A 24,617-nucleotide genomic window follows, 5' to 3' on the forward strand; every position below is an offset into this window, starting at 1 on the left:
ATGACCGCAATGAATATCGCCATCGCCGGCGCGAGTGGCCGCATGGGCCGCATCCTGATCGAAGCCGTCGAGAACGCGCCGGACGCGCGCCTGGCCGGCGCCCTGGGCCGCGCCGGTTCGGCCGGCGTCGGCGGCGATGCCGCCGCCTTCCTCGGCAAGCCGGGCGGCGTGCTGGTGCAGTCGGACCTGGCGCAAGGCCTGGCCGGCGCCCAGTACCTGATCGACTTCACGCGTCCCGAAGGCACGCTGGAGCACCTGGCCTACTGCGCCGAGCACGGCATCAAAGTCATCATCGGCACCACCGGGTTCGACGACGCCGGCAAGGCCGCCATCGCCGAGGCGGCCAAAAAAACCGCGATCGTGTTCTCGCCCAACTTCAGCGTCGGCGTCAACGTCACCATGAAGCTGCTCGAGCAGGCCGCCAAGGCGCTGTCGACCGGCTACGACATCGAAGTGATCGAAGCGCACCACCGCTTCAAGGTCGACGCCCCGTCCGGCACCGCGCTGAAGATGGGCGAAGTGATCGCCGGCGCCATGGGCCGCGACCTGAAGGAGTGCGCCGTCTACGCGCGCGAAGGCGTCACCGGCGAGCGCGATCCGTCGTCGATCGGCTTTGCCACCATCCGTGGCGGCGACATCGTCGGCGACCACACCGTGCTGTTCGCCGGCATCGGCGAGCGCATCGAAATCAGCCACAAATCGAGCAGCCGCGCGACCTACGCGCAAGGCGCGCTGCGCGCCTGCCGCTTCCTCGCCGACAAGCCGACCGGCTTGTTCGACATGTATGACGTGCTGTCGCTGAACGGATGACGCCCGCCGTCGCCAACCAGTTCACCCTGGCCCATTACTGGGAGCAGGGCGACGGCATCAGCCACGCGGTGGCGTTCGTGCTGCTGGCGATGTCGCTGGTGAGCTGGTTCTTCATCCTGTCGAAGGCCTTCGCGGCCTGGCGCGTGCGCCGCAGCTCCCCGGCCGTGCAGGCCTTCTGGGACGCGCCGACGATGCAGGACGGCGTCGCCTCGCTGGAGCTGGCCGACCCGGAAAAAATCTACCTGCCGCTGGCGCAGCAGGGCGCCGCGCAGATCAAAGTGGCCGAGCGGCAGTCGCTGGGCGGCGAGATGGACCGCGCCGCGCAAGTGACGCGTGTGCTGCGGGTGGCGATCCAGCGCTCGACCAACCGCCTCGAAGGCGGCCTGACCGTGCTGGCGTCGATCGGCGCGACCGCGCCGTTCGTCGGCCTGCTGGGCACCGTCTGGGGCATCTACCACGCGCTGGCCAATGTCTCGGCCAACGGCACCGTGCAAATCGACAAAGTGGCCGGCCCGGTGGGCGAGGCGCTGGTCATGACCGCGATCGGCCTGACGGTGGCGATTCCGGCGGTGCTGGCGTTTAACGCGTTTAACCGCGTCAACCGCCTGACGCTGGCGGAGCTGGACGCGTTCGCGCACGACCTGCACGCCTATCTGACCACCGGCGCGCGCGCCGGCCGGTAACCTACACGTTGTATTTGAGCCGGGAGCAAGCATGAGCTTTGGCGCCTTCAACCACCACCGCCAGCCGGGACCGATGGCCGATATCAACGTCACGCCGATGGTCGACGTGATGCTGGTGCTGCTGGTGATTTTCATCTTGGGCGCGCCGATGTTCACCAGCGCGGTCAAGCTCGACCTGCCGAAGGCGCAGGCGCCCACCAGCCAGCAGCAGGCCGAGGCGGCCACCGTCACGCTGGCCATCGACGGCAAGGGCAAGATATTCTGGAACAACGAGCCGCTCGAACAGGAGGCGCTGGAGGCGCGCCTGGTCGAAGCGGCCAGGCAGGACCCGCAGCCGGAGCTGCAGCTGCGCGCCGACAAGGACACCCGCTACGAAGTCGTGGCGCAGGTAATGGCGGCGGCGCAGACCAACGGATTAACGAAACTGGGGTTCGTCACGGATCCGAAGAAAGTAGAGAAGAAATAATGGCAACCGCAGAATTGAACGGCGCGGCGATCTCCGACATGGCGAGCTTCCACGCGGCCTGCAAGGCGGCGATGGGCTTTCCCGACACGTATGGCGCGACGATGGACGCGTGGGTCGATTGCCTGAGCTATTTGCGCGATGAAGACGGCATGAGCAAATTCCGCCTCAAGCCGAACGAGGTGCTGGAGATCGTCATCCAGGATGCCGGGGCGCTGAAAACCGCCGCGCCGGATATCCTGGAAGAGGTGACGTACTGCGTGGCCGGCATCAACGAGCGGTATGAGGATTACGGCGAGAAGCCGGCCTTGAAGCTGACGTTGAAGTAAACCCGCACCGCCAGGCGCGAACGGCGCCGCAGTCGCGGGTATGGGGTCGGACCCAACGGGTCCGACCCCGGTGTGGCCCGGGGTTAAAACTCAACCCGCGATCGGGATCTGCGCCTTGGCGCCGGTCTCGCCGGGCGCCAGGGTCAACACCTCGAACCCGGTCTCGGTCACCAGCACCATATGCTCCCATTGCGCCGACAGCGATTTGTCGCGCGTCTCGACGGTCCAGCCGTCGTCCAGTTCCTTCGTGGCCGCGCGGCCGGCGTTGATCATCGGTTCGATCGTAAACAGCATGCCCGGCTTGAGCACCACGCCCTGGCCCGGACGGCCGTAATGGGTCACCTGCGGTTCCTCGTGGTAGACCTGGCCGATACCGTGGCCGCAATAATCGAGCACCACGCTGAAGCCGGCCTTCTCGGCCACCGTCTGGATCGCGAAACCGACATCGCCCAAGGTCGCGCGCGGCTTGACGGCGCGGATGCCGGCCCACATCGCCGCGTAGGTGGTTTCGACCAGCTTGCGCGCCGCCTTCGACGGCTCGCCGACGTAGTACATGCGGCTGGTGTCGCCGTGCCAGCCATCCTTGATGACGGCGACGTCGATGTTGATGATGTCGCCGTCCTTCAGCACTTCCTCGGGCGAGGGGATGCCGTGGCAGACCACGTGGTTGATCGAGCTGCACACGGTGGCCGGGAAGCCGCCGTAGCCGACGTTGGCCGGGATCACCTTCTGCACGTTGACGATGTAGTCGTTGCACAGCTGGTCTAGGTAGGCCGTGGTCACGCCGGCCTTGATGTGCGGGCCGATCATCGTCAGCACGTCGGCAGCCAGTTGGGCGGCGACGCGCGCCATGACGATTTGTTCGGGCGACTTGATCATATTGGCGTTACGGCGGGACATGGACTACCTCTTTCTTTTTGAAGGGGCGTAGTTTGCCACAAACCGCCACCCCGATGGGTTAGCGTACCTCTTTCAGGTCGAAATGCGGGTTGTAAATCAGGCACAACAAATTGCCGAACGGGTCCGCCAACTCGACCGTTTTGATGTTTTCGCCGACATCTTCAATGGCGCCTTCGACGGTCGCGCCCAGCGCCACGATCCGGTCGGCTTCCGCCTGGATGTCGTCGACGCCCCAGTACACCATGCCGCCGGCCTTGGCGGCGGTGAACTTGTCACTCGGGATCAGGCCCAATTCAAAGCCGCCGACGCTGAAGCCGACATAAAAAGACTGGTCGAAGTAGGGCGCGGTGTCGAACACCTTCGCGTACCACTCCTTGGCGGCCGCCAGATCGGCCACCGGATAAACCAGCGTGCGCAGTCCTTTGATCATGGTACTAGTCTCCCAAGATGACGAAAACACCATATTGACACATCGGTAGTGTCAGCGAAACCTCTCAATGGCCTCGCGGGGGCCACTCTCGTGCGCTGGAGGCGGTTGAGCCAGTATAATGTCCGGTTCATATTCCTTTTTGCCGGGCCACGCCGGCTGCACACCATCATGCAAGATAAATATAGTCCCGCCGACGTCGAATCAGCCGCGCAATCCCACTGGAAGGCCATCGACGCCTATAAAGCCGTCGAGCACGACCCGCGTTTCCCGAAAGGGAAGTACTACGCCTGTTCGATGCTGCCTTACCCGTCGGGCAAGCTGCACATGGGCCACGTCCGCAACTATACGATCAACGACGTGATGTACCGCTACCTGCGCATGAACGGCTACAACGTGCTCATGCCGATGGGCTGGGACGCGTTCGGCATGCCGGCGGAAAACGCGGCGATGGCCAACAACGTGCCGCCGGCGCAGTGGACCTATTCGAACATCGCCCACATGCGCGAGCAGATGGAGTCCATGGGCCTGGCGATCGACTGGTCGCGCGAGATGACCGCCTGCAAACCGGAATACTACAAGTGGAACCAGTGGATGTTCCTCAAGATGCTTGAAAAAGGCATCATCTACAAAAAGACCGGCACCGTGAACTGGGACCCGATCGACCAGACCGTGCTGGCCAACGAGCAGGTCATCGACGGCCGCGGCTGGCGTTCGGGCGCGCTGATCGAAAAGCGCGAGATTCCGATGTACTATGCCCGCATCACCGATTACGCCGACGAGCTGCTCGAACACGTCGACAGCAAGCTGCCGGGCTGGCCGGAGCGCGTGCGCACCATGCAGGCCAACTGGATCGGCAAGTCGACCGGCGTGCGCTTCGCCTTCCCGCACCAGATCAAGGATGCCTCCGGCGCGCTGATCGGCGACGGCAAGATGTACGTCTTCACCACCCGTCCGGACACCATCATGGGCGTGACCTTCTGCGCCGTGGCGGCCGAGCATCCGCTGGCGATCCACGCCGCGCAGACCAACCCTGAACTGGCCGCCTTCAACGCCGAGTGCAAACTGGGCTCGGTGATCGAGGCCGATATGGCGACGATGGAGAAGAAGGGCATGCCGACCGGCCTGTTCGTCACCCATCCGCTGACCGGCGAGCAGGTCGAGGTCTGGGTCGGCAACTACGTCTTGATCACCTACGGCGACGGCGCCGTCATGGGCGTGCCGGCGCACGACGAGCGCGATTTCGCCTTCGCCAAAAAATACAACCTGCCGATCAAGCAGGTGATCCAGGTCGAGGGCCAGGAGTTCTCCACCGACGCGTGGCAGGAATGGTATGGCGACAAGGCCGTCTCCGTGGTCACCAACTCGGGCAAGTACGACGGCCTGACCTACGCCGACGCGGTCGAGGCGGTGGCCGCCGACATGGCCGCCAAGGGCCTGGGCGAGAAGAAGATCACCTTCCGCCTGCGCGACTGGGGCATCTCGCGCCAGCGTTACTGGGGCACGCCTATCCCGATGATCAACTGCGCCGATTGCGGCTCGGTGCCGGTGCCGGAAAAAGACCTGCCGGTGGTGCTGCCGGAAGACTGCGTGCCGGACGGCAGCGGCAATCCGCTGAACAAATACGAAGCCTTCCTCAAGTGCGACTGCCCGCAGTGCGGCAAGCCCGCGCGCCGCGAGACCGATACGATGGACACCTTCGTCGATTCGTCGTGGTACTACATGCGCTATACGTCGCCGGGCGCGAACGAATCCATGGTCGATGAGCGCAACGATTACTGGATGCCGATGGACCAGTACATCGGCGGCATCGAGCACGCCGTGCTGCACTTGCTGTATGCGCGCTTCTGGACCAAGGTGATGCGCGACTTCGGCATCGTCAAGTTCGACGAGCCGTTCACCAACCTGCTCACGCAGGGCATGGTGCTGAACGAGACCTACTTCCGCGAAGACGACGCGGGCAAGAAGACCTGGTTCAATCCGGCCGACGTCGAAGTGACGCTGGACGACAAGGGCCGTCCGCAAGGCGCCGTGTCGAAGGACGACGGCCAGCCGGTGCAGATCGGCGGCACCGAGAAGATGTCGAAGTCGAAGAACAACGGCATCGATCCGGCCGCGCAGATCGGCCAGTACGGCGCCGACACCGCGCGCCTGTTCACGATGTTCGCCTCGCCGCCGGAACAGACGCTGGAATGGTCGGGCAGCGGCGTCGAAGGCGCCAACCGCTTCCTGCGCCGCGTGTGGGCGTTCGGCTATGCGCAGGCCGCGCGCATTGAGTCGGCATTGAACGCCGCGCCGGCGCCGGTGGCCACCGAGCCGCAGAAAACCCTGCGCCGCGAACTGCACAAGATCCTGCAGCAGGCCGACTATGACCTCAAGCGCATCCAGTACAACACCGTCGTTTCGGCGTGCATGAAAATGCTCAACACGATCGAATCGGCAAAGCTGGACGACAGCGCCGAATCGAACGCGCTGGTGGCCGAGGGCTTCTCGATCTTCCTGCGCTTGCTGAACCCCGTGGCCCCGCACATCACCCACGTGCTGTGGGAGGAACTGGGCTACGCCAAGGCGCACGGCGACATCCTCAACGCGCAGTGGCCGCAGGTCGACCCGGCCGCGCTGGAGCAGGCCGAGATCGAGATGATGATCCAGGTGAACGGCAAACTGCGCGGCAGCGTGGTCGTCGCCAAGGGCGCCGACAAGGCGGCCATCGAGGCGGCGGCGCTGGCCAGCGAAGCGGTACAGAAGTTCATCGAGGGCACGCCGAAGAAGATCATCGTCGTGCCGGGCAAATTGATCAACATCGTTGTTTAATAGATTAGCGGACGGATCTCGGATGACTAACATGGCAAGCAGGTCCCGGTTGTTCCAGCGCGCGCGCCTGTGTGGGCTAGTGCTGGCGGTGTCGCTGACGGTGTCGGCGTGCGGCTTCCACCTGCGCGGCGACGGCGGCCACTACACGCTGCCGTTCCCGACGATGTATGTGGGACTGCCCGAGTCGTCGCCGCTGGCGGTCGATTTGAAGCGCAACATCAACGCCAACGGCAGCACCATCGTCGTCAAGACGGCGAAAGAGGCCGACGGCATCGTCGAGGTGCTCTCCAATCCGGAGCACACCAAGACCAAGACCATCCTGTCGCTGAACAACAATGGCCGCGTGCGCCAGTACCTGCTTCAGTACAGCATCGTGTTCCGCGTGCTGGACAAGCAGGGCGCCGTGCTGCTGCCGCCGACGTCGATCGCGCTGAGCCGCCCGATCGACTTCAACGAAACCCAGTTGCTGGCCAAGGAGCAGGAAGAGGCCCTGCTGTACAAGGACATGCAGACCGACCTGGTGCAGCAGATGATGCGCCGTATCGCCGCCATTAAAACGACGCGCATGTCGGTGCCCGCATCTACGCCCGCATCTACGCCAAATCCGGCGCCGACCCAGTCGGCACCGGCCGTGCCGATCCTGTAAGGGCGCTTCTATGCAATTGCGGTTGGAAGCGCTGGACGGCCATTTGACGAAGTCGTTGTCCCAGCTGTACGTCATCACCAGCGACGAGCATCTGCTGGCGCTGGAGGCGGCCGACAAGATCCGCCGCGCCGCGCGCGCGCAGGGCTATTCGGAGCGCGACGTGCTGACCGTCGAGCGCAGCTTCAAGTGGGGCGAGCTGCTGGCGGCCAATCAGGCGCTGTCGCTGTTCGGCGATAAGAAGCTGATCGAGTTGCGCATCCCGACCGGAAAACCCGGCAAGGATGGCGGCGCGGCGCTGCAGAACTATGTAAAAGATCTGAGTCCGGACAACCTGACCCTGATCACCCTGCCCAAGCTGGATTGGCAGACGCAGAAGGCGGCCTGGGTGGCCGCGCTGCAGCAGGCGGCGGTGTATATCGACATCGCGCAGATCGAACGGGCACACCTGCCCAACTGGATCGGCCAGCGTCTTGCCGCGCAAGGGCAAAGCGCGGACCGGCAAAGCGTCGACTTCATCGCCGACCGCGTCGAGGGCAACCTGCTGGCGGCGCACCAGGAGATCCAGAAGCTGGCCTTGCTGCACGAGCCGGGCAAGCTGACCTACGAGCAGGTGCACGACGCGGTGCTCAACGTGGCGCGCTACGACGTCTTCAAGCTCAGTGAGGCGATGTTGTCGGGTGACCCGGCGCGGCTGGTGCGCATGCTCGAAGGCCTGAAAGGCGAGGGCGAGGCGCTGCCGCTGGTGCTGTGGGCGGTGTCGGAGGAGATCCGCACGCTATTGAAACTGAAGTCGGGCATGGCGCAGGGCAGGCCGCTCGGCGCGCTGCTCAAGGAATACCGCATCTGGGGGCCGAAAGAGCGCATGATGGACCCGGCGCTGCGCCGCATTTCGCTGCCGACGCTGGAGGCGGCGATGAAGGACGCGGCGCAGGTGGACAAGATGATCAAGGGCCTGCGCGCCAAGGCGCACAACGGCGACGCCTGGGACGCCATGCTGCAGCTGGCATTGAAAGTGGCGCGCGGCTGAAGTTTAAGAACGCAGTGAACATCGTGGGATGAACATGGATATCAAGCACTACATGGAGCAACTGGGCCAGCAGGCGCGCAAGGCATCGCGCGCGATGGCCCGCGCCGACAGCGCCACGCGCAACCGCGCGCTGACGCTGATCGCCGACGCCATCGAACACAACGCCGACCAGCTGCGCGCGGCCAATCAGCTGGATATGGACGCGGCGGCCGCCAACGGCCTGGCGCCGGCCATGCTGGACCGCCTGGCGCTGTCGGACAAGGCCATCGCCACGATGGTCGAAGGCCTGCGCCAGATCGTCGCGCTGCCCGATCCGATCGGCGAGATCTCCGGTTTGAAATTCCGTCCGTCGGGCATCCAGGTCGGCCAGATGCGCGTGCCGCTGGGCGTGATCGGCATCATCTACGAATCGCGGCCCAACGTCACCGTCGACGCGGCGGGGCTGTGCATCAAGAGCGGCAACGCCACCATCCTGCGCGGCGGCTCGGAAGCGATCCACTGCAACCGCGCGCTGGCAAAGCTGGTCAAGGAAGGCCTGGCCGGCGCCGGCCTGCCCGAGGACGGCGTGCAGGTGGTCGACACCACCGACCGCGCCGCCGTCGGCGCGCTGATCACCATGCCGCAGTATGTGGACGTGATCGTGCCGCGCGGCGGCAAGGGCCTGATCGCGCGCCTGATGGAAGAGGCGACCGTGCCGATGATCAAACACCTGGACGGCATCTGCCACGTCTACATCGACGCCAAGGCCGACTTGAAGAAGGCGGTGGACATCGGCTTCAACGCCAAGTGCCACCGCTACGGCACCTGCAACACGATGGAAACCCTGCTGGTCGCGCGCGCGATCGCGCCGGCGGTGCTGCCGCAACTGGCGGCGCTGTACGCCACCAGGGAAGTCGAACTGCGCGCCGATCCCGAAGCGCTGGCGATCCTGTCGGCGGCCGGCTATCCGCACCTGGTGGCCGCCACCGAGGAGGACTGGTCGACCGAGTACCTTGCAGCGATCCTGTCGGTGAAAATCGTCGACGGCATCGACCAGGCGATGGAGCACATCAACCAGTACTCGTCCAAGCACACCGAATCGATCGTCACCGAGGACCACAGCGACGCCATGCGCTTCCTGCGCGAAGTCGATTCGGCGTCGGTGATGATCAACGCCTCGACGCGCTTTGCGGACGGCTTCGAATACGGCCTGGGCGCCGAAATCGGCATCTCGAACGACAAGCTGCACGCGCGCGGCCCGGTCGGGCTGGAAGGTTTAACGTCGTTGAAATACGTGGTATTCGGCCACGGTGAAGTTCGTCAATAAAGGATAGCTATGCTCTGGATTAAGGCGCTGCACATTTTCTTCGTCATCTGCTGGATGGCCGGCGTGTTCTACCTGCCGCGCATCTTCGTCAACCTGGCGATGGAGACCAACGCCGCCACCACCGAGCGGCTGACGCTCATGGCGCGCAAGTTGTACCGTTTTTCGATGTGGCTGTCGGTGTTCGCGGTGGTGTTCGGCGCGATCCTGGTCTACATGCAGTACGGCGCGAAAATGCCGGGCTGGATGCACGCCAAGCTGCTGCTGGTGGTGCTGGTGGTCGGCTATCACCACGCCTGCGGTTCGATCCTGAAGAAGTTCGAAAAAGGCGTCAACACGCGCAGCCACAAGTGGTTCCGCGTGTTTAATGAAGTACCGGTGTTCATGTTGTTGGCCATCGTCATCCTGGTTGTCGTCAAACCGTTCTGATTGGAGCGTCATGAGCAAAGTCTGTCAGTATTTTTTCGCCATCCATTCGCCGTGGACCTATCTGGGGCATGAGCGCTTTGTCGCGCTGGCGCGCCAGCACGCGGTGCAGATCGAGGTGCGCCCCTTCGACCTGGGTAAGGTGTTCGGCGTCTCCGGCGGCCTGCCGCTGGCCAAGCGCGCGCCGCAGCGCCAGGCCTACCGCCTGGTCGAGCTGACCCGCTGGTCGGCGTTCCTCGGCGTGCCGATGAACGTGCAGCCGAAGTTCTTCCCGGTGTCGCCCGACCTGGCCAACCGCATGGTGATCGCCGCGCGCCTGACGCACGGCGTCGACGTCGCGCTGGAACTGGCCGGCGCCATCATGCGCGGACTGTGGGCCGAAGAGAAAAACATCGGCGACGAGGACACCCTGGCGCAGATCGCCGGCGGCTGCGACCTCGATGGCCGCGCGCTGATCAAATCGTCGGAGACGGCCAGCGTGCAGGCCGAGTACGACCGCAACACCGAGGACGCCACCGCAGCCAATGTATTCGGCTCGCCGTGGTATGTGCTCGATGGAGAAAGCTTCTGGGGCCAGGACCGCCTGGACTTCCTCGAGCGGGCAATGCAGAAGTAAAGCAGTAACGAAGTAAAGTAGCACCGGTTTTTGGTTTTTCAACGGACAAAAGGTACACCTATGGCATCCTATTTTTGCCCATGCCCGCGCGGCATGGAAGCGGCACTGGCCGAAGAACTGGGCGAAATCGCCCTCCTGAGCACCACCATGAAGGTGCACAACCAGGTCCCGGGCGGCGTGCACTGCTCCGGCGACCTGCTGGATTCCTACCGCATCAACCTGCACTCGCGCATCGCGTCGCGCGTGCTGATGCGCATGGCGGTCACCGGCTACCAGAACGAGAACGACATCTACGACCTGGTGCTGGCGCAGCAGTGGGAAGACTGGTTCACCTACGACCACACGATCCGCGTCGACGTCACGGCCGTCAAATCCCCGCTGAAAAGCCTGGAGTTCACCACCCTGAAGATCAAGGACGCGATCTGCGACCGCTTCCGCGACCAGTTCGACAAACGTCCTTCGGTCGACACCAAGGAACCGGACATGCGCATCGTCGGCTTCCTCGACGCGCGCCAGTTCATCATCTACCTGGACACCTCGGGCGAGGCGCTGTTCAAGCGCGGTTGGCGCGAGGAAACCGGCGACGCGCCGCTGCGCGAGAACCTGGCCGCCGGCCTGCTGCGCGTGTCGGGCTGGAAGCCGGGCATGCCGCTGTTCGACCCGATGTGCGGCTCCGGCACCATCCTGTGCGAAGCGGCGCAGATGGTGCAGGGCATTCCGCCGGGCGCGCGCCGCCGTTTCGCCTTCGAAGCCTTCAACGACTTCGATCCGGCCCCGTGGAACGACATGAAGAATTCGATCAAGGCCAATCCGCTGCCGGCATCGCCGACCATCTTCGGTTCCGACATCTCGGGCGACATGGTGGCGATGACCCGCCATAACCTGAAGTGCGCCGGCATCATGTTCGACGTGCCGCTCAAGCAGATCGAGGCGCAGGAAGTGAAGGCGCCGACCGAGCAGCCGGGCATCCTGCTGACCAATCCTCCGTACGGCGAGCGTATCGGCGTGCGCGGCGACAGTTCGCTGCCGGAGGACGAACTGGCCAGCGGTTTCTATTCGGCGCTAAGCACTACGCTCAAGCAGCGTTTCGCCGGCTGGACCGTGTTCCTGTTCACCGCCGACCTGGGGCTGCCGAAGATGCTGCGCCTGAAGGAATCGCGCAAGACGCCGTTCTTCAACGGTGCGCTCGAATGCCGCCTGTTCCGCTTCGATATGGTGGCGGGCTTCAACCGCCGCGAAGCGGCAAAGCCCAAAGAAGTCTAAAAAGTCTAGAAAAGGCCCCAACGATGTTCCCGACACCTCCCGCCAATCTCCCGCCCGATCCTGTCGAGGACATCCCCCCGCCGCCGCCGTCGCACATGAAAGTGCTCAGCGCGGCGGGACTGGCGACCATGCTGGCCGCGATGTCGATGCTGGGACCCTTCTCGATCGACGCCTACCTGCCGGCCTTCCCCAACATCCAGGCGTCGTTGGGCGCCACTCCGCTCGAAGTGCAGCAAAGCCTGACGTTCTACATGCTGGCCTTCGCCGCCATGGTGCTGTGGCACGGTGCGCTGGCGGACGCCTTCGGGCGCCGCAACGTGGTGCTGGTGTCGCTGGTGATGTTCGCCATCGGCACGCTGGGCTGCGCCTCGGCGCACACGGTGCATTACCTGTGGGTGTTCCGCGTCATGCAGGGCGTGTCGGCCGGCGCCGGGGTGGTGGTGGGGCGCGCCATCATCCGCGACCTGTATGACGATGCCGCCGCCGCGCGCCTGCTGTCGCTGGTGACGATGATCTTCTCGATCGCGCCGGCCGTCGCGCCCATCCTCGGCGGCTGGATCGTCACCCTGTTCGACTGGCGGGCGATCTTCCTGTCGCTGCTGGCCTACACCATCCTGCTGTTCATCTACTGCTACCGGCGCCTGCCGGAGACGCTGCCGCCGCACAAGCGCCAGCCGTTCAACCCGCGCTACCTGGCGCGCAATTACGGCGACATCCTGCGCTCGCCGCTGTTCCTCATGAAGTCCGGCGTCGTCGCGCTCAACTTCGCCGGCCTGTTTGTGTATATCGCGGCGGCGCCGGAATTCCTGCCCCAGCACCTCGGCCTGGGGCCGTCGCAATTCGGCTGGCTGTTCATTCCGGCGGTGTCCGGGATCTTCCTGGGCGCGCTGGCGGCCAACCGCATGGCCGGGAAAATGACATTTTCGCGACAGATCGGCATCGGCTTCTGTTTCCTGATCGCGGCCCCGGTGCTGAACGTTTTGTACCACCTCTTTTTCCCGCCGGCGCTGCCCTGGTCGGTCGCGCCGCTGCTTTTTTACAACTTCGGCATGTCGGTCGTGGCGCCCGCCGCCACCCTGCTGGCGATGGACCTGTTCCCGCACATCCGGGGCACCGTGGCCTCGTGCCAATCGTTCGCGCTGACCATGCTCGGGGCGCTGGTGGCGGGCGTCATCGCGCCGTTTCTAGCACACTCGGTGCTGTGGTTAGCCGCAGGACAGCTGGCTTTTAGTGCCTCTGCTCTCGTTTTATGGTTGACGTCGCGCCATTACCGGCGCATGCTTCTACGCCATCCAGGTTAACACTTGTTTACGGTAGGAAATTGAATTAGTTTAAAGTGAAAGATCGATATCTGCTTGATAGCTGCCAAGTTATCATGATACTTTATGCTAATATAACTTTTCCAAACGTAATTTCAAGCGTCGAACCTGCCTGAAATACTGATGAAAAAATAACTATTTTGCGGTACTGAGCCGTTGAGTACCTTCTCCTTATTCGACGACCACTGGCGGCAAAGCTGGATACGATGCATCAACCTGACCATGACATTCGCAATCGATTGCTGATTGCCCGTCTGCCGGCCATGCCGCAGATACTCATTAAGTTGATCGAGCACTTGCAGGCGGACGACGCCGGCATGCCGGAGCTCGCCGCATTGATCGCCAAGGACGCGGCGATGACCAGCAAGATCCTCACCGTCGCCAACAGCTCGGCCTTCCACCGCAACGCCCGCACGGTGGGCCTGGAGCAGTCGCTGGTGTCGCTCGGCACCGACATGATCAAGACCCTGGTGATCAGCGAATCGGTGTTCCAGACCTTTAACAGCTTCCCCCATTCCGGCAGCACCGATTTGCGCGGCTTCTGGAAAGGCTCGCTGACGACCGCCGTCATCGCGCGCGACATCGCCCGCAAGATGGAATACCCGCACGTTGAGGAAGCCTACCTGGCCGGCCTGCTGCACAACGTCGGCCGCCTGGCGCTGCTGGCGGCAGCGCCCAAGGAATACGGCTTTAACTTCATGGCGCGCGACGACGAGGACCTGTGCGCCGTCGAGCAGCGCACCTTGCAGATCACGCACTCGGAAGCGGGCGCCTGGCTGATCGAGCGCTGGCAGCTGGACTCCTTCCTGGCCGACAGCGTGCTGTATCACCACGAGCCGCTGGCGCGCCTGGAGTCGTCGCATCCGCTGATCCGCATCGTGCGCCTGGCGCACCTGCTGTGCTGCCACGACGACCAGCACGAGGCGATCGAAAACGGCGCCTATCTGTGCGGACTCGATGGCGAACTGCTCGAGCAGATCGTCAACAACGCCGCCCGCCAGGTGGAAAAGTCGGCCGATTACCTGGGCATCGACCTGGCCGGCGTCGACGACGTGCCGGTGCCGGCCGCCTACGCGCCGCCGGTCGTCGATCCGGTGCAGCAGCGATTGTCCGAGGAAGTGCGCAACATGGTCCTGGTGTCCGAGATGGGCCAGTCCTTCGCGCGCCAGAACGGCGAGGCGGGACTGCTCGAATCGATGACGCGTTCGGCGCGCATCCTGTTCGATTTCGAGAACGCGCTGGTGCTGCTGGAGAACCCGACCGGCCACGCGCTGCACGGCACCGCCACCGGCGACCAGCAGCTGCGTTTTTCCGAATTCATCATCCCGCTCAACAAGGGCGGCGTGGTGGCGGCGTGCGCGCTGGAACGCAAGCTGGCCATCATCAGCCGCGACGGCCAGTTGCAACCGCCATTGAGCGTGGCCGAGGACCAGTTGTTCCGCATCCTCGGCACCGAGAGCATGGTATGCCTGCCGCTGGTGGCCAACCAGCGCTGTCTCGGTGTGCTGATCGGCGGTGCGCCGGCCTGGCAGATGGCCAGCTACCAGAAGCGCGCGCGCTTCCTGCAGTCGTTCGGCACCCAGGCCGCCGCCGCGCTGGAGACGGCCATCAGCGAGCGCGGTCACGCCAAGCGCCAGATCGCCCACGTCGCCGAGGAGTACCGGGAAGCGTCGCGCCGCGTGGTGCATGAGGTGAACAACCCGCTGTCGATCATCAAGAACTACCTGTCGGTCCTGGACAGTAAACTGGCCAGGCGCGAGCCGGTGGTCGGCGAGATGTCGATCCTGAACGAGGAGATCGACCGCGTCGGACAGTTGATCAACGGCTTGGCCGACCTGCAGCCGACCGAAACCAGCCACGCCACCGATGTCGCGCGCGTGGTCGACGACGTGCTGCGCCTGTTCCGCGCCACCGACTTCGTGCCGGCGTCGGTGCAGATCGTCGTGCGCATGCAGGAGGAGCCGGCCGACATCGAGGGCGACGCCGACCTGCTCAAGCAGATCCTGGTGAACCTGATCAAAAACGCGGTCGAGGCCATGCCCGACGGCGGCAAGATCGAAATCGCCAACCGCGGCCACGTCAACCGCGAGCGCAAGCTGTATCTGGAGCTGGTCATCGGCGACACCGGTCCGGGGCTGTCGGCCGACGTGCTGGCCAACCTGTTCTCCCAGGTGCGCAGCACCAAGGAAGGCCCACACCATGGCCTGGGCCTGTCCATCGTCCACGGCCTGGTGAAGAAGATGCAGGGTCTGATCACCTGCCGTTCCGGCAAAGCGGGAACCACTTTCGAAATTTTGCTGCCCGCCCGTAGCAGTTCCAGTCCCGTCGGCGGCGTGCAAACGCGGTTGATGGATTCAGTTTAAGGCCATGATGAACCTGACTCCCGCCGGCTACGCCGCCCTAGAAACGAGTTCGGACGACCCCACCCCCGTCGTCCATGCCGCCGATAATTGGCCCCGCATCCTGCTGGTGGACGACGAACCGCGCCTGCTGTCGTCGTTGTACGAGCTGCTGCGCGACCGCGACTACCATCTGGTGACCGCGACCTGCGGCAGCGAGGCGCTGGCCCAGCTGACCAAACTGAAATTCGACCTGATCCTGCTCGACCTGCGCCTGCCCGACATGAGCGGCCACGAGATCATGGACTTCATCAACGCCAAGGGCATCGACGGCGACGTCATCGTCATGAGCGGGGAGGTCGGCATCGACGCCGCCATCGGCGCGCTCAAACGCGGCGCCTACGACTACCTGCGCAAGCCCTATAGCCGCGAGGAGCTGCTCAAGACCGTGGAGAACGCGCTGCAAAAGCGCCGCCTGGCGGTCGACAACGAGCGCATCGCCTCCAAGCTGGAAAACTCGGAGAAGATGTACCGCTACCTGGTCGACAGCTCGCCGGACATCATCTATACGCTCAACCACGAAGGCAAGTTCACCTTCATCAACGACCGCGTGCAGCAGCTGCTCGGCTTCACCCGCGAAGAACTGATCGGCAAGCACTACTCGATCCTGGTGCACGACGAGGACCAGGAGCGCGCCCGCTACGCCTTCAACGAGCGCCGCGTCGACGAGCGGGCCTCGCGCAACGTCGAACTGCGCCTCAAGTGCAACACCGGCGGCGGCATCGAGCGCACCTTCAACAACACCTTGATGACGATTTCGCTCAACGCGATCGGCATGCATGTCCCCGACCACAGCATCAAGAAGCACGAATTCTTCGGCACCTACGGCGTCGCCCGCGACATCACGGACCGCAAGCGCGCGGAGGAAGTGATCTCCTACCAGGCCTACCATGACATCCTGACCGACCTGCCGAACCGCATGCTGTTCAAGGACCGCCTGGGGCTGGCCGTGATCCAGGCCAAACGCAAACTGACCGAGCTGGCGGTGATGTTCATCGACCTTGACCGCTTCAAGCTGGTCAACGATACGCTGGGCCACGTCAAGGGCGACGAGCTGCTGCAGCAGGTGTCGCAGCGCCTGAAAACCTGCCTGCGCCGGGGCGACACGCTGGCGCGCCAGGGCGGCGACGAATTCACCATCGTGCTGCCGGAGCTGCGCGACCGCCAGGACGCCAAGGCCATCGCCGACAAGTTCCTTGAGAGCCTGCACGAGCCGTTCGACCTCGATGGGCACCAGGTGCACATCTCCGCCTCGATCGGCATCGCCATTTATCCGAACGACGGCGAGACCATCGACGAGCTGCTGCGCCATGCCGACATCGCCATGTACCAGGTCAAGGCGCTGGGCAAGAATGGCCACAGCTTCTATCACGACTCGATGCTGGACGTGTCGCACCAGAAGATCGCGCTGGAACAAAGCCTGCGCAAGGCGCTGGAGCTCAACGAGCTGGAAATGTACTACCAGCCGCAGCTCGACGTCGCCACCGGCCGCATCATCGGCGCCGAGGGCCTGATGCGCTGGAATCATCCGCAGCGCGGGCTGCTGTCGGCCGGCGAGTTCCTGCCGTTCGCCGAGGAAAACGGCTTGATGCTGCCGATCTCCGACTGGATGCTGGGCGCCTTGTGCCGCGATCTGCTGCAGTGGAACGCCGCCGGCGGCGAGTCGATCCGCCTGTCGCTGAACCTGTCGCCGCAATACCTGGACCGGGGCGACTTCTTCGAGAAGATGCGCGGCGCGCTGACGCGCTACGGCATTTCGCCGGCGCAGATCGAAGTGGAGATCACCGAGAACATCTGCATCCGCAATCCGCAGTACGCGATCGAACAGTTGAACAAGCTTTGCCAACTGGGCGTATCGGTGGCGATCGACGATTTCGGCACCGGCTATTCGTCGCTGTCGTACCTGCACCGCTTCCCGATCCACACCATCAAGATCGACCAGTCGTTCGTCAAGGAGATCCACGACGAGAACGGCCACTATCCGGTGATCCTGGCGATCATCTCGATCGCGCGCGGCCTGGGCCTGCACCTGGTGGCCGAAGGCGTGGAGACCGACGTGCAATCGCGCTACCTGCAGGCCAACGGCTGCACCACGATGCAGGGCTATTTCTACCATCGCCCGATCTCGCTGCTCAGTTTCATCGACGTGCTGCAGGACCAGAACCGCTTGTCGGCCGCTTCCTCGCTGCCGTCCAGCGCCACCAACGCCAACAAGGCGCCGAACACAGACACCCAACCGGCCATGGTCGCAATCCAGGCTTGAATAATCAGTGAAGCAGTATGACGAAATACACGCCTGACGGACCCGATGCCAATCAAGGCGGCACCCACACAGCCGAATTCCTGCGCGTGAAGCAGCAAGCCGAACGTGGTATCGCCAACGCCCAGCACAGCCTGGGCTTTATGTACTTCAACGGCCAGGGCGTGGCGCAAAGCTTCGAGCTGGCGGTGGTCTGGTATCGCCAGGCGGCGATGCAGGGACTGGAGCACGCGCAGTACAACCTGGGCGTGATGTTCCAGAAGGGCCAGGGCGTCGAGCAGAATTACGAGGAAGCGGCGGCGTGGTACAAGCTGGCGGCCGAGCAGGGCTACGCCGCCGCCCAGTACAACCTGGGTTGGCTGTACGCCAAGGGCCAGGGCCTGGAGGCCGACACGCAGAAAGCCATGCACTGGTTCAGCAAGGCCGCCGAGCAGGGCGACGCCGGCGCGCAAAACAATCTGGGCATGATGTACGACACCGGCAAGGGCGTGCCGCAGGATTTCAAGCAGGCCATCGCCTGGTATCGCAAGGCGGCGGAGCAGGGCTATGCGCGCGCGCAGTTCAACCTTGGTCTGCGCTACGACAACGGCCAGGGCGTGGCGCAGGATGTCGGCCAGGCGATGTCGTGGTACCGCAAGGCGGCCGACCAGGGTTACGCGCCGGCGCAATTCAATCTGGCGCTGCGCTTCGACAAGGGCGACGGCATCGCGCAGGACAGCCAGAAGGCGATCCTGTGGTACCGCCGCGCGGCGGAACAGGACCACGCCAGCTCGCAGTTCAATCTGGGTCTGATCTACGACAACGGCCAGGGCGTGCCGCGCGACGAGCAGAAGGCGCTGGACTGGTACCGCAAGGCGGCCGAGCAGGGCCACGCCGGGGCACAGAACAATCTGGGGCTGCGCTACGATCACGGCCAGGGCGTGCCGCAGGATTACGACCAGGCGCAGGCCTGGTACCGCAAGGCGGCCGAGCAGGGTTATCCCGGCGCGCAGTACCATCTGGGCTTGCTGTACGACGCCGGCCACGGTGTGCCGATGGACCATCAGGAAGCGATTTTCTGGTATCGCAAGGCGGCCGACCAGGGCCACCTGCGGGCGCAGTTCGATCTGGGCCTGCGCTACGAAACGGGACGCGGCGTGCCGCAGGACCTGCGCAAGGCGATGCTGTGGTACCGGCGCGCGGCCGAACAGGATTACGCGGCGGCGCAGTACAACCTCGCGCTCTTGTTCGACAACGACGAGGGGCCGCAGCCGGATTGCGCGCAGGCCAACGGCTGGTATGCGAAGGCGGCGGCGCAGGGGCATACCCTGGCGCAGTTCGCGCTCGGCCTGCGCTACGACAATGGCCAGGGCATGCCGCAGGATTACGCGCAGGCCCACCACTGGTATGCGCAGGCGGCCGGCCAGGGACATTTGCGCGCGCAGTTCAATCTCGGCCTGATGTATCTGGTGGGGCAGGGCGTGCGGGCCGACGTCGCGCAGGCGTGGTTATGGCTGGCGATGGCGGAACGCGGCGGTTTCGGCGCCGCCGAGCGGTATTTGAAAACCGCCGCGTCGCGCATGGATGGCGAACAGCTGGCGCAGGCGCGCCGGCGGCTGCAGGCGCCCCACCTCGCGTAAATTCGCATTGAAATGGTTGCAGGGCACGCCAGGTGGCTGTGCTATATTGGCCCGAATGTTGGCGCGCGGCGGCCAGGACTTTGATCATCAGGACCATGAACGACCTAGAATTTGCCGAGCTAGCCTCCGCCCGCATCGCATCGCTATACGGTGTCGCCAAACGCAGCCAGCATCAATTCCCCGCCCACGCGCTCATTCAGACGCGCGCGCTCGCCAGTTTATGCTGCGACATCCTCTATCCTTACGACAGCGAGTGGAAGCTGGGCCTGGAGGGAAAGATCAATGTGCTCGTCAAGTCGCACCTGATCAACCCGGACATTCAAGAACTGCTGCATAAGTTACGGCGGTGGGGCAACTCCGCGGCGCATCCGGAGGAAAGCCTGCGCAGCGAAGCACAGCTGCAAGCCCTGGCCAAACAGGCGCTCATCGACGTCATGGCGCTGATTGAAGTGGTATTTCGTCAGAAAAACCATGGAGCTGCGGTACCCGACTACCATATCGTCGATGAAAGCCCGGACGAACTGAGTGCGGTGTGCTACCGGGCGCTATTTGAAAGCCGCCCCACGGACCAGTACCGGGCCGCGATGCTGTTGCTGAAGCGGTCGACGTCCGACTTCTCGATGACGGAACGCGCGCTGGACCTGCTGCGCTACGCCAGCGACGCCGGCTACACCCCGGCGCGCTACCAGTTCGGGCTCGCTTTGGCAGAGGGAAAAAACGGCATAGAGCATATCGGGCGAGGCGTCCATCTCATCGCGATGGCCTGCCAGGACGGCGACATCGACGCGCTTGCATGGTGCGGCCGCTCGGCGCTGTTGGGCCTGCATGAGGAGGCGGTCGATCATGCCCGGGCCAGGGATTATTTGGAGCGCGCGGCCGCCGAAGACCATCCACTTGCGCTGGTTCTGCTGTCGAACATCTATCGCGAAGGGCTGGGCGTGGCGGCCAACGCCAAGACCGCGTTTGATTTGACCTTGCGCGCTGCGGAAGCCGGCTACCCCATCGGCCAATATCAAGCCGGCCAGGCGTTGTATCACGGTGAAGGGGTGGCGACGAACGAACGGGCAGCGCTTGCCTGGCTGCAGCTGGCGAGCGACGCGGGCCTCCACATCGCCCAGCGCGCGGTCGGCGTCCTCATCCGCAATGGCTCATTGCCGGGAGGATTCTCCAAGGCGGAAGAGCTCCTGCAGCGCGCCATGCCCAAGGTCAATCAGGCCCACCTGGACCTTGCCGACCTGTATCTGGCGCAGGAAGAACCGGGGAAATGGATCGAAGCGCTCGCGTTGGTCCAACGGGCTTTCGAAGTCGCGGTGGGCGACCAGGACCAGGCGACCGCCAATCAAGCGCTTCGGATGGCGCCGGCCTTGATCAACAGACTGATGGCGTCCCGCGGCAAGATGTCCGCCGCGCAGCTTGAAAGTTTTGCGTTGACGCGCCTCTTGTTCGACGAACAGGGACGGCCGTGTCCGAACCGTGAAACGCGTATGCGCGATTTCGTCACGAACGCCATATCGTTGTCTCGCATCGAAGGCAACAACGCCAAGGCGGAAACAGGCGCGGTGCGTCCAGCCGAGCCGGCGGCCGTCAAACAACGCATCGCCAATGACAAGGTTGGCCGCAACGAGCCTTGCTCTTGCGGTAGCGGGAAAAAGTACAAGGCCTGCTGCGGCGTATAGATCAGCGCCGGGGCGCCGACATGTGGCCAACCCGGTAATGCTGCGCCGCCGGCGTGACGTCGGTTGGTTGCGCATCGCGCCACAGGCAAAACCGCACGATGGTCCACGCCGCCGGTTCGAAACCGATCACCACCGCCAGCGCGCCGCGCTCGCGCGCATCGCGTGCCCATTGCTCCTCCTGTTTGCGCAGCGTCGCCAGGTCGCTGTAGGGGGCGATTTGATGCACGCTGCGGGTCGCATGCCGCGCCGCGCGCACGTCGGCGCCCACATCGGCGTGCCACGGCGTCCAGGTGCGCACCGAGGGCCAACCGAAGGCCCGCGCCACGCCGGCGAATCCCGGACCGTTGAGAAAGCCGTGCATCGATTCTTCATCGCGCCACAGATAGAACGGCGCATACAGGTTCTCTGCCGACTCGCCGTGCTCCGCGTACAGATAGGCTTTGAAGACCAGGCCGGGCAAATCGTCCAGCAGCGGCCCCTTGGTGGCGATGCGCGTGCGTACGATCGCCATATCGTAATCGGCCGGCAGCGCGAAGCTGTACTGCATCGCGATCATGATGCGAGTCCCCGCAGCAGCGGCGCCGCCGGCGCTCCGCCGCCGAACGACCACTCGTCGCCGAGCGTGGTGGTGATGACCACCATTACATCCCTCCGGTTGCAGATCATGGGCATGATGTCCTCCGTTTGTTGATTGACAGCTTCACGATACAAGATTAACTTAGTACTGAAAATCGGGAATATTTTGACCAACAATTCGATAAATCGGGATGGTATGCGAAAGATCACGTTCGACCTCGATGTGCTGCGCACCTTCGTCACCGGTGTTGAGCTGGGCAGCTTCGCCAAAGCGGCCGACCGTTTGGGGCGCTCCACCTCGGCCGTCAGCGCGCAGTTGAAAAAGCTGGAGGACCAGCTCGACGCGCCGGTGTTGCGCAAGGCCGGGCGCGGCATGGCGCTCACCTCGGCGGGCGAGACGCTGCTGGCCTACGCGCGCCGCCTGCTGGATCTGAACGACGAGGCGCTGACGGCATTGCGCGGCGCCGATCTGGCGGGCGCCGTCCGGCTGGGCATGCAGCAGGACTTCGGCGAACATCTGCTGACCGAGGTGCTGGGCCGCTTTGCCCGCGCGCATGCGCAGGTGAGCATCGAGGCGCAGGTCGGGCGCAACGCGCAACTGATCGAACAGGTGGGCAATGGCCAGCTCGATCTGGCGCTGGCGTGGGATAAAACCGGCGATTGGCCGTACGCGCATCGGCTGGGGCAGCTGCCGATGCGCTGGCTGGCCGGCGCGCAGGCGGTGTTACCGGCGCATGACGCCCATGCGCCGCTGCCGCTGGTGATGCTCGACGCGCCTTGCCTGATGCGCTCGGCGGCGATCGATGCGCTGGACCGGGCCGGCATCCCTTGGCGTGTCGCTTTCACCAGCACCAGCCTGTCGGGCGTCTGGGCGGCCGTCGCGGCGGGGCTGGGGGTGACGGTGCGCACATCGGTCGGCGTGCCGGCAGGCGTGCGGCTGTTAGAGGCATCGTCGTTGCCGCCGTTGCCGCACATCGGCCTGAGCCTGCTGCAATCGGAAGCGCAACTCAAGCCGGCGGCGCAAAGACTGCGCGAGATCGTGCTGGAAGCAGTGGCCCCGGCGCTGGGCTGATAAACCAGGTACGGGACCGATGATAAATTCAGGAACCACGTAGGGCGGATTAGCGCAGCGTAATCCGCCATGCTCCGTCGGCGGCTCATGTCGGATTACGCCGTCCCGGCTAATCCGACCTACGTATCTCCGTAGCGGATATTACGCAGCGTGACTATTGGATAGATTCTCCGTCACAATAACCTTTATAATTTCCGAAAAGAAATTTACTTGCAAAATATCAATTTGCAGACGACTTCGGTCCATCCACCACTTAGGGGCAACATGAACACTTTTAATTCCGGCAAATTGCTGGCCGCCGCGCTGATCGTCTCGGCATTGGCCGGCTGCGCCACCGAATCCTCGCGCGCCATCGCCGTGCCGGTTGCCGCCAGCGCCGCGCGTCCCTACGCCGGCCCGCGCACCCTGGTCGCCGTCGGCAAGTTCGACAACCGTTCCAGCTTCATGCGCGGCATCTTCTCGGACGGCGTCGACCGCCTGGGCAGCCAGTCGAAAACCATCCTGATCGCGCAACTGCAGCAGACCAACCGTTTCAATGTGCTCGACCGCGACAATATGTCCGAGCTCAAGCAGGAATCCGAGTACAAGAAGCAGGGCCAGAACATCAAGGGCGCCGATTTCATCATCACCGGCGACGTGACCGAGTTCGGCCGCAAGGAAGTGGGCGACCATCAACTGTTCGGTATCGCCGGCCGTGGCAAGACCCAGGTCGCCTACGCCAAGGTCACGCTCAACGTGGTCAATATCGCGACCTCGGAAGTGGTGTATTCGACCCAGGGCGCCGGCGAATTCAGCCTGTCGAACCGCGAAGTGCTCGGCTTCGGCGGCACCGCCAGCTACGACGCCACGCTCAACGGCAAGGTGCTGGACCTGGCCATGCGGGAAGCGGTCGACCGCCTGGTCTCCGGTGTCGAAGCCGGCGCCCTGACCCTGCCGAAACAGTAAGGACCGCCATGAACCCGACCAAGAACCTCAAGCGCGCGGCGCTGCTGGCGCTGGCCGCCGCCGTGCTGACCGGCTGCGCCACGCCGCCCCAGACCCTGTACCAGTGGGAAGGCTACCAGCCGCAGGTCTACCAATACCTCAAGGGCGAAAGCCCGGAGCAGCAAATCGCCGCGATGGAAAAGGACTTGCAAACCATCAGCGCCAAGGGCAACAACGTGCCGCCGGGCTTCCACGCCCATCTGGGCATGTTGTACTCGGTGGCCGGCAAGCCGGACCAGGTGGTGGCGCAGTTCGAGGACGAAAAAAAACTGTTCCCGGAATCGGCCGCGTATATGGACTTCCTGCTGGGCAAAATGAAAAAGGGTGAGAAATTATGATGTCGCGTGTTCTGAAAATGGCCGCCTGCCTGGCGCCGGCGGTGTTCCTGTTCGGCTGCGCGACCAAGGCGCCATCGTATGACTACACCGCGTTCAAGGCGGCCAAACCGCGCTCGATCGTGGTGCTGCCGCCGCTGAACAATTCGCCGGAGGTCAACGCCGGCAACAGCGTGTACGCGCAGGTGACGTATCCGCTTGCCGAGGCCGGCTATTACGTGCTGCCGGTGGCGGTGGTGGCCGAGACCTTCAAGCAAAACGGCTTGACGGGCGCGGCAGACATCCAGGGTGTCGATCCGAAGAAGTTGCAGGAGATTTTCGGCGCCGACGCCGGGCTGTACATGACCATTTCCAAGTACGGCTCCACCTACAACGTCATCAACAGCGTGTCGGTGGTCGCGGTCGACGCCAAGCTGGTCGACCTGAAAACCGGCACGGTGCTGTGGGCGGGCTCGGCCAGCGCGTCGGACAACGAAGGCGGCAACAACAGTGGCGGCGGCTTGATCGGCGCGCTGATCACGGCGGCCGTCAAGCAGATCATCAACACCACCACCGACGCCTCGCACCCGGTGGCGGGCGTGGCCAACGCTCGTCTGCTGAGCGCCGGCTACAACAACGGTCTGCTGTACGGACCGCGCTCGAAGAACTACGCGGCCCAGTAACTATTTTT

General features: G+C 64.2%; 23 protein-coding genes. 20 read left to right on the forward strand and 3 right to left on the reverse strand.

The window, feature by feature from the left end; all coding sequences use genetic code 11:
* The 4 genes from dapB to AC0IYS_RS03180 are packed head-to-tail and all read left to right on the forward strand — an operon-like array spanning window position 1 to window position 2,285.
* Window positions 1-810 carry a 4-hydroxy-tetrahydrodipicolinate reductase gene (gene dapB, locus AC0IYS_RS03165; RefSeq protein WP_471703806.1) on the forward strand — a complete coding sequence of 270 codons (810 nt, stop codon included), beginning with the start codon at window positions 1-3 and terminating at the stop codon, window positions 808-810.
* Window positions 807-1,493, forward strand: a complete 687-nt coding sequence (locus tag AC0IYS_RS03170) for a MotA/TolQ/ExbB proton channel family protein (protein WP_471703807.1) — start codon at window positions 807-809, stop codon at window positions 1,491-1,493. The genes dapB and AC0IYS_RS03170 overlap by 4 nt, the downstream gene beginning before the upstream one ends.
* 31 nt (window positions 1,494-1,524) lie before the next feature.
* Window positions 1,525-1,959, forward strand: a complete 435-nt coding sequence (locus AC0IYS_RS03175) for an ExbD/TolR family protein (RefSeq protein WP_471703808.1) — start codon at window positions 1,525-1,527, stop codon at window positions 1,957-1,959.
* A complete protein-coding gene (locus AC0IYS_RS03180; RefSeq protein WP_471703809.1) occupies window positions 1,959-2,285 on the forward strand; it encodes a barstar family protein in 327 nt (108 codons plus the stop codon). The genes AC0IYS_RS03175 and AC0IYS_RS03180 overlap by 1 nt, the downstream gene beginning before the upstream one ends.
* A gap of 90 nt (window positions 2,286-2,375) precedes the next feature.
* Here the strand turns inward: AC0IYS_RS03180 and map are convergent, their stop codons facing one another.
* Both map and AC0IYS_RS03190 read right to left on the reverse strand, forming a co-directional pair.
* Window positions 2,376-3,185: a type I methionyl aminopeptidase gene (gene map / locus AC0IYS_RS03185; protein WP_471703810.1), complete on the reverse strand. Its 810-nt coding sequence runs from the start codon at window positions 3,183-3,185 to the stop codon at window positions 2,376-2,378.
* Between the two features lie 58 nt (window positions 3,186-3,243).
* Window positions 3,244-3,615, reverse strand: coding sequence for a VOC family protein (locus tag AC0IYS_RS03190; protein WP_471703811.1), 372 nt, complete (start codon window positions 3,613-3,615; stop codon window positions 3,244-3,246).
* A gap of 168 nt (window positions 3,616-3,783) precedes the next feature.
* Between AC0IYS_RS03190 and leuS the strand changes: the two genes are divergently transcribed.
* The 12 genes from leuS to AC0IYS_RS03250 all read left to right on the forward strand — a co-directional run bounded on the left by leuS (window position 3,784) and on the right by AC0IYS_RS03250 (window position 20,980).
* The gene (gene leuS, locus AC0IYS_RS03195; RefSeq protein WP_471703812.1) at window positions 3,784-6,426 is read left to right on the forward strand and encodes a leucine--tRNA ligase; all 2,643 of its coding nucleotides are present in this window, start codon (window positions 3,784-3,786) and stop codon (window positions 6,424-6,426) included.
* Between the two features lie 31 nt (window positions 6,427-6,457).
* Complete coding sequence (locus AC0IYS_RS03200) at window positions 6,458-7,072, forward strand: LPS-assembly lipoprotein LptE (RefSeq protein ID WP_471703813.1); 615 nt, start codon at window positions 6,458-6,460, stop codon at window positions 7,070-7,072.
* Between the two features lie 10 nt (window positions 7,073-7,082).
* Window positions 7,083-8,099 (forward strand): DNA polymerase III subunit delta, encoded by a 1,017-nt coding sequence (gene holA, locus AC0IYS_RS03205; RefSeq protein ID WP_090325103.1) that lies wholly within the window; start codon window positions 7,083-7,085, stop codon window positions 8,097-8,099.
* A gap of 34 nt (window positions 8,100-8,133) precedes the next feature.
* A complete protein-coding gene (locus AC0IYS_RS03210; protein WP_471703814.1) occupies window positions 8,134-9,405 on the forward strand; it encodes a glutamate-5-semialdehyde dehydrogenase in 1,272 nt (423 codons plus the stop codon).
* A 9-nt stretch (window positions 9,406-9,414) separates the two neighbouring features.
* Complete coding sequence (locus AC0IYS_RS03215) at window positions 9,415-9,831, forward strand: CopD family protein (protein WP_471703815.1); 417 nt, start codon at window positions 9,415-9,417, stop codon at window positions 9,829-9,831.
* 10 nt (window positions 9,832-9,841) lie between these two features.
* Entirely contained in the window at window positions 9,842-10,444 is a 603-nt protein-coding gene (locus AC0IYS_RS03220) for a DsbA family protein (protein ID WP_471703816.1), read from the forward strand.
* A gap of 60 nt (window positions 10,445-10,504) precedes the next feature.
* Window positions 10,505-11,707, forward strand: coding sequence for a THUMP domain-containing class I SAM-dependent RNA methyltransferase (locus tag AC0IYS_RS03225; protein WP_373924107.1), 1,203 nt, complete (start codon window positions 10,505-10,507; stop codon window positions 11,705-11,707).
* 23 nt (window positions 11,708-11,730) lie between these two features.
* Entirely contained in the window at window positions 11,731-13,008 is a 1,278-nt protein-coding gene (locus AC0IYS_RS03230; protein ID WP_471703817.1) for a multidrug effflux MFS transporter, read from the forward strand.
* Window positions 13,009-13,232: 224 nt separating this feature from the next.
* On the forward strand, window positions 13,233-15,389 hold the full coding sequence (locus AC0IYS_RS03235; RefSeq protein ID WP_471703818.1) for an HDOD domain-containing protein: 2,157 nt from the start codon (window positions 13,233-13,235) through the stop codon (window positions 15,387-15,389).
* Window positions 15,390-15,393: 4 nt separating this feature from the next.
* The gene (locus AC0IYS_RS03240) at window positions 15,394-17,688 is read left to right on the forward strand and encodes an EAL domain-containing protein (protein ID WP_471703819.1); all 2,295 of its coding nucleotides are present in this window, start codon (window positions 15,394-15,396) and stop codon (window positions 17,686-17,688) included.
* 17 nt (window positions 17,689-17,705) lie between these two features.
* Window positions 17,706-19,304 (forward strand): SEL1-like repeat protein, encoded by a 1,599-nt coding sequence (locus tag AC0IYS_RS03245; RefSeq protein ID WP_471703820.1) that lies wholly within the window; start codon window positions 17,706-17,708, stop codon window positions 19,302-19,304.
* 95 nt (window positions 19,305-19,399) lie between these two features.
* Window positions 19,400-20,980: an SEC-C metal-binding domain-containing protein gene (locus tag AC0IYS_RS03250; protein ID WP_471703821.1), complete on the forward strand. Its 1,581-nt coding sequence runs from the start codon at window positions 19,400-19,402 to the stop codon at window positions 20,978-20,980.
* A 1-nt stretch (window position 20,981) separates the two neighbouring features.
* Here AC0IYS_RS03250 and AC0IYS_RS03255 read toward each other — a convergent pair whose 3' ends face one another.
* The gene (locus tag AC0IYS_RS03255) at window positions 20,982-21,536 is read right to left on the reverse strand and encodes a DUF4865 family protein (protein WP_471703822.1); all 555 of its coding nucleotides are present in this window, start codon (window positions 21,534-21,536) and stop codon (window positions 20,982-20,984) included.
* Window positions 21,537-21,752: 216 nt separating this feature from the next.
* Here AC0IYS_RS03255 and AC0IYS_RS03260 point away from each other — a divergent pair, with 216 nt between their 5' ends.
* The 4 genes from AC0IYS_RS03260 (at window position 21,753) to AC0IYS_RS03275 (ending at window position 24,609) form a co-directional block, all read left to right on the forward strand.
* On the forward strand, window positions 21,753-22,628 hold the full coding sequence (locus tag AC0IYS_RS03260) for a LysR substrate-binding domain-containing protein (protein ID WP_471703823.1): 876 nt from the start codon (window positions 21,753-21,755) through the stop codon (window positions 22,626-22,628).
* A 264-nt stretch (window positions 22,629-22,892) separates the two neighbouring features.
* Window positions 22,893-23,573: a CsgG/HfaB family protein gene (locus AC0IYS_RS03265; RefSeq protein ID WP_471703824.1), complete on the forward strand. Its 681-nt coding sequence runs from the start codon at window positions 22,893-22,895 to the stop codon at window positions 23,571-23,573.
* 8 nt (window positions 23,574-23,581) lie between these two features.
* Entirely contained in the window at window positions 23,582-23,950 is a 369-nt protein-coding gene (locus AC0IYS_RS03270) for a DUF4810 domain-containing protein (RefSeq protein WP_471703825.1), read from the forward strand.
* Entirely contained in the window at window positions 23,947-24,609 is a 663-nt protein-coding gene (locus AC0IYS_RS03275) for a DUF799 domain-containing protein (protein WP_471703826.1), read from the forward strand. The genes AC0IYS_RS03270 and AC0IYS_RS03275 overlap by 4 nt, the downstream gene beginning before the upstream one ends.
* Window positions 24,610-24,617 lie beyond the last annotated feature (8 nt).

Source organism: Duganella sp. AC237, from assembly GCF_979254035.1.

Coding starts and splice junctions, on each gene's coding strand:
- dapB (WP_471703806.1), top strand. CDS start 1: ATGACCGCAATGAATATCGCCATCGCCGGCGCGAGTGGCCGCATGGGC.
- AC0IYS_RS03170 (WP_471703807.1), top strand. CDS start 807: ATGACGCCCGCCGTCGCCAACCAGTTCACCCTGGCCCATTACTGGGAG.
- AC0IYS_RS03175 (WP_471703808.1), top strand. CDS start 1,525: ATGAGCTTTGGCGCCTTCAACCACCACCGCCAGCCGGGACCGATGGCC.
- AC0IYS_RS03180 (WP_471703809.1), top strand. CDS start 1,959: ATGGCAACCGCAGAATTGAACGGCGCGGCGATCTCCGACATGGCGAGC.
- map (WP_471703810.1), bottom strand. CDS start 3,185: ATGTCCCGCCGTAACGCCAATATGATCAAGTCGCCCGAACAAATCGTC.
- AC0IYS_RS03190 (WP_471703811.1), bottom strand. CDS start 3,615: ATGATCAAAGGACTGCGCACGCTGGTTTATCCGGTGGCCGATCTGGCG.
- leuS (WP_471703812.1), top strand. CDS start 3,784: ATGCAAGATAAATATAGTCCCGCCGACGTCGAATCAGCCGCGCAATCC.
- AC0IYS_RS03200 (WP_471703813.1), top strand. CDS start 6,458: ATGGCAAGCAGGTCCCGGTTGTTCCAGCGCGCGCGCCTGTGTGGGCTA.
- holA (WP_090325103.1), top strand. CDS start 7,083: ATGCAATTGCGGTTGGAAGCGCTGGACGGCCATTTGACGAAGTCGTTG.
- AC0IYS_RS03210 (WP_471703814.1), top strand. CDS start 8,134: ATGGATATCAAGCACTACATGGAGCAACTGGGCCAGCAGGCGCGCAAG.
- AC0IYS_RS03215 (WP_471703815.1), top strand. CDS start 9,415: ATGCTCTGGATTAAGGCGCTGCACATTTTCTTCGTCATCTGCTGGATG.
- AC0IYS_RS03220 (WP_471703816.1), top strand. CDS start 9,842: ATGAGCAAAGTCTGTCAGTATTTTTTCGCCATCCATTCGCCGTGGACC.
- AC0IYS_RS03225 (WP_373924107.1), top strand. CDS start 10,505: ATGGCATCCTATTTTTGCCCATGCCCGCGCGGCATGGAAGCGGCACTG.
- AC0IYS_RS03230 (WP_471703817.1), top strand. CDS start 11,731: ATGTTCCCGACACCTCCCGCCAATCTCCCGCCCGATCCTGTCGAGGAC.
- AC0IYS_RS03235 (WP_471703818.1), top strand. CDS start 13,233: ATGCATCAACCTGACCATGACATTCGCAATCGATTGCTGATTGCCCGT.
- AC0IYS_RS03240 (WP_471703819.1), top strand. CDS start 15,394: ATGATGAACCTGACTCCCGCCGGCTACGCCGCCCTAGAAACGAGTTCG.
- AC0IYS_RS03245 (WP_471703820.1), top strand. CDS start 17,706: ATGACGAAATACACGCCTGACGGACCCGATGCCAATCAAGGCGGCACC.
- AC0IYS_RS03250 (WP_471703821.1), top strand. CDS start 19,400: ATGAACGACCTAGAATTTGCCGAGCTAGCCTCCGCCCGCATCGCATCG.
- AC0IYS_RS03255 (WP_471703822.1), bottom strand. CDS start 21,536: ATGATCGCGATGCAGTACAGCTTCGCGCTGCCGGCCGATTACGATATG.
- AC0IYS_RS03260 (WP_471703823.1), top strand. CDS start 21,753: ATGCGAAAGATCACGTTCGACCTCGATGTGCTGCGCACCTTCGTCACC.
- AC0IYS_RS03265 (WP_471703824.1), top strand. CDS start 22,893: ATGAACACTTTTAATTCCGGCAAATTGCTGGCCGCCGCGCTGATCGTC.
- AC0IYS_RS03270 (WP_471703825.1), top strand. CDS start 23,582: ATGAACCCGACCAAGAACCTCAAGCGCGCGGCGCTGCTGGCGCTGGCC.
- AC0IYS_RS03275 (WP_471703826.1), top strand. CDS start 23,947: ATGATGTCGCGTGTTCTGAAAATGGCCGCCTGCCTGGCGCCGGCGGTG.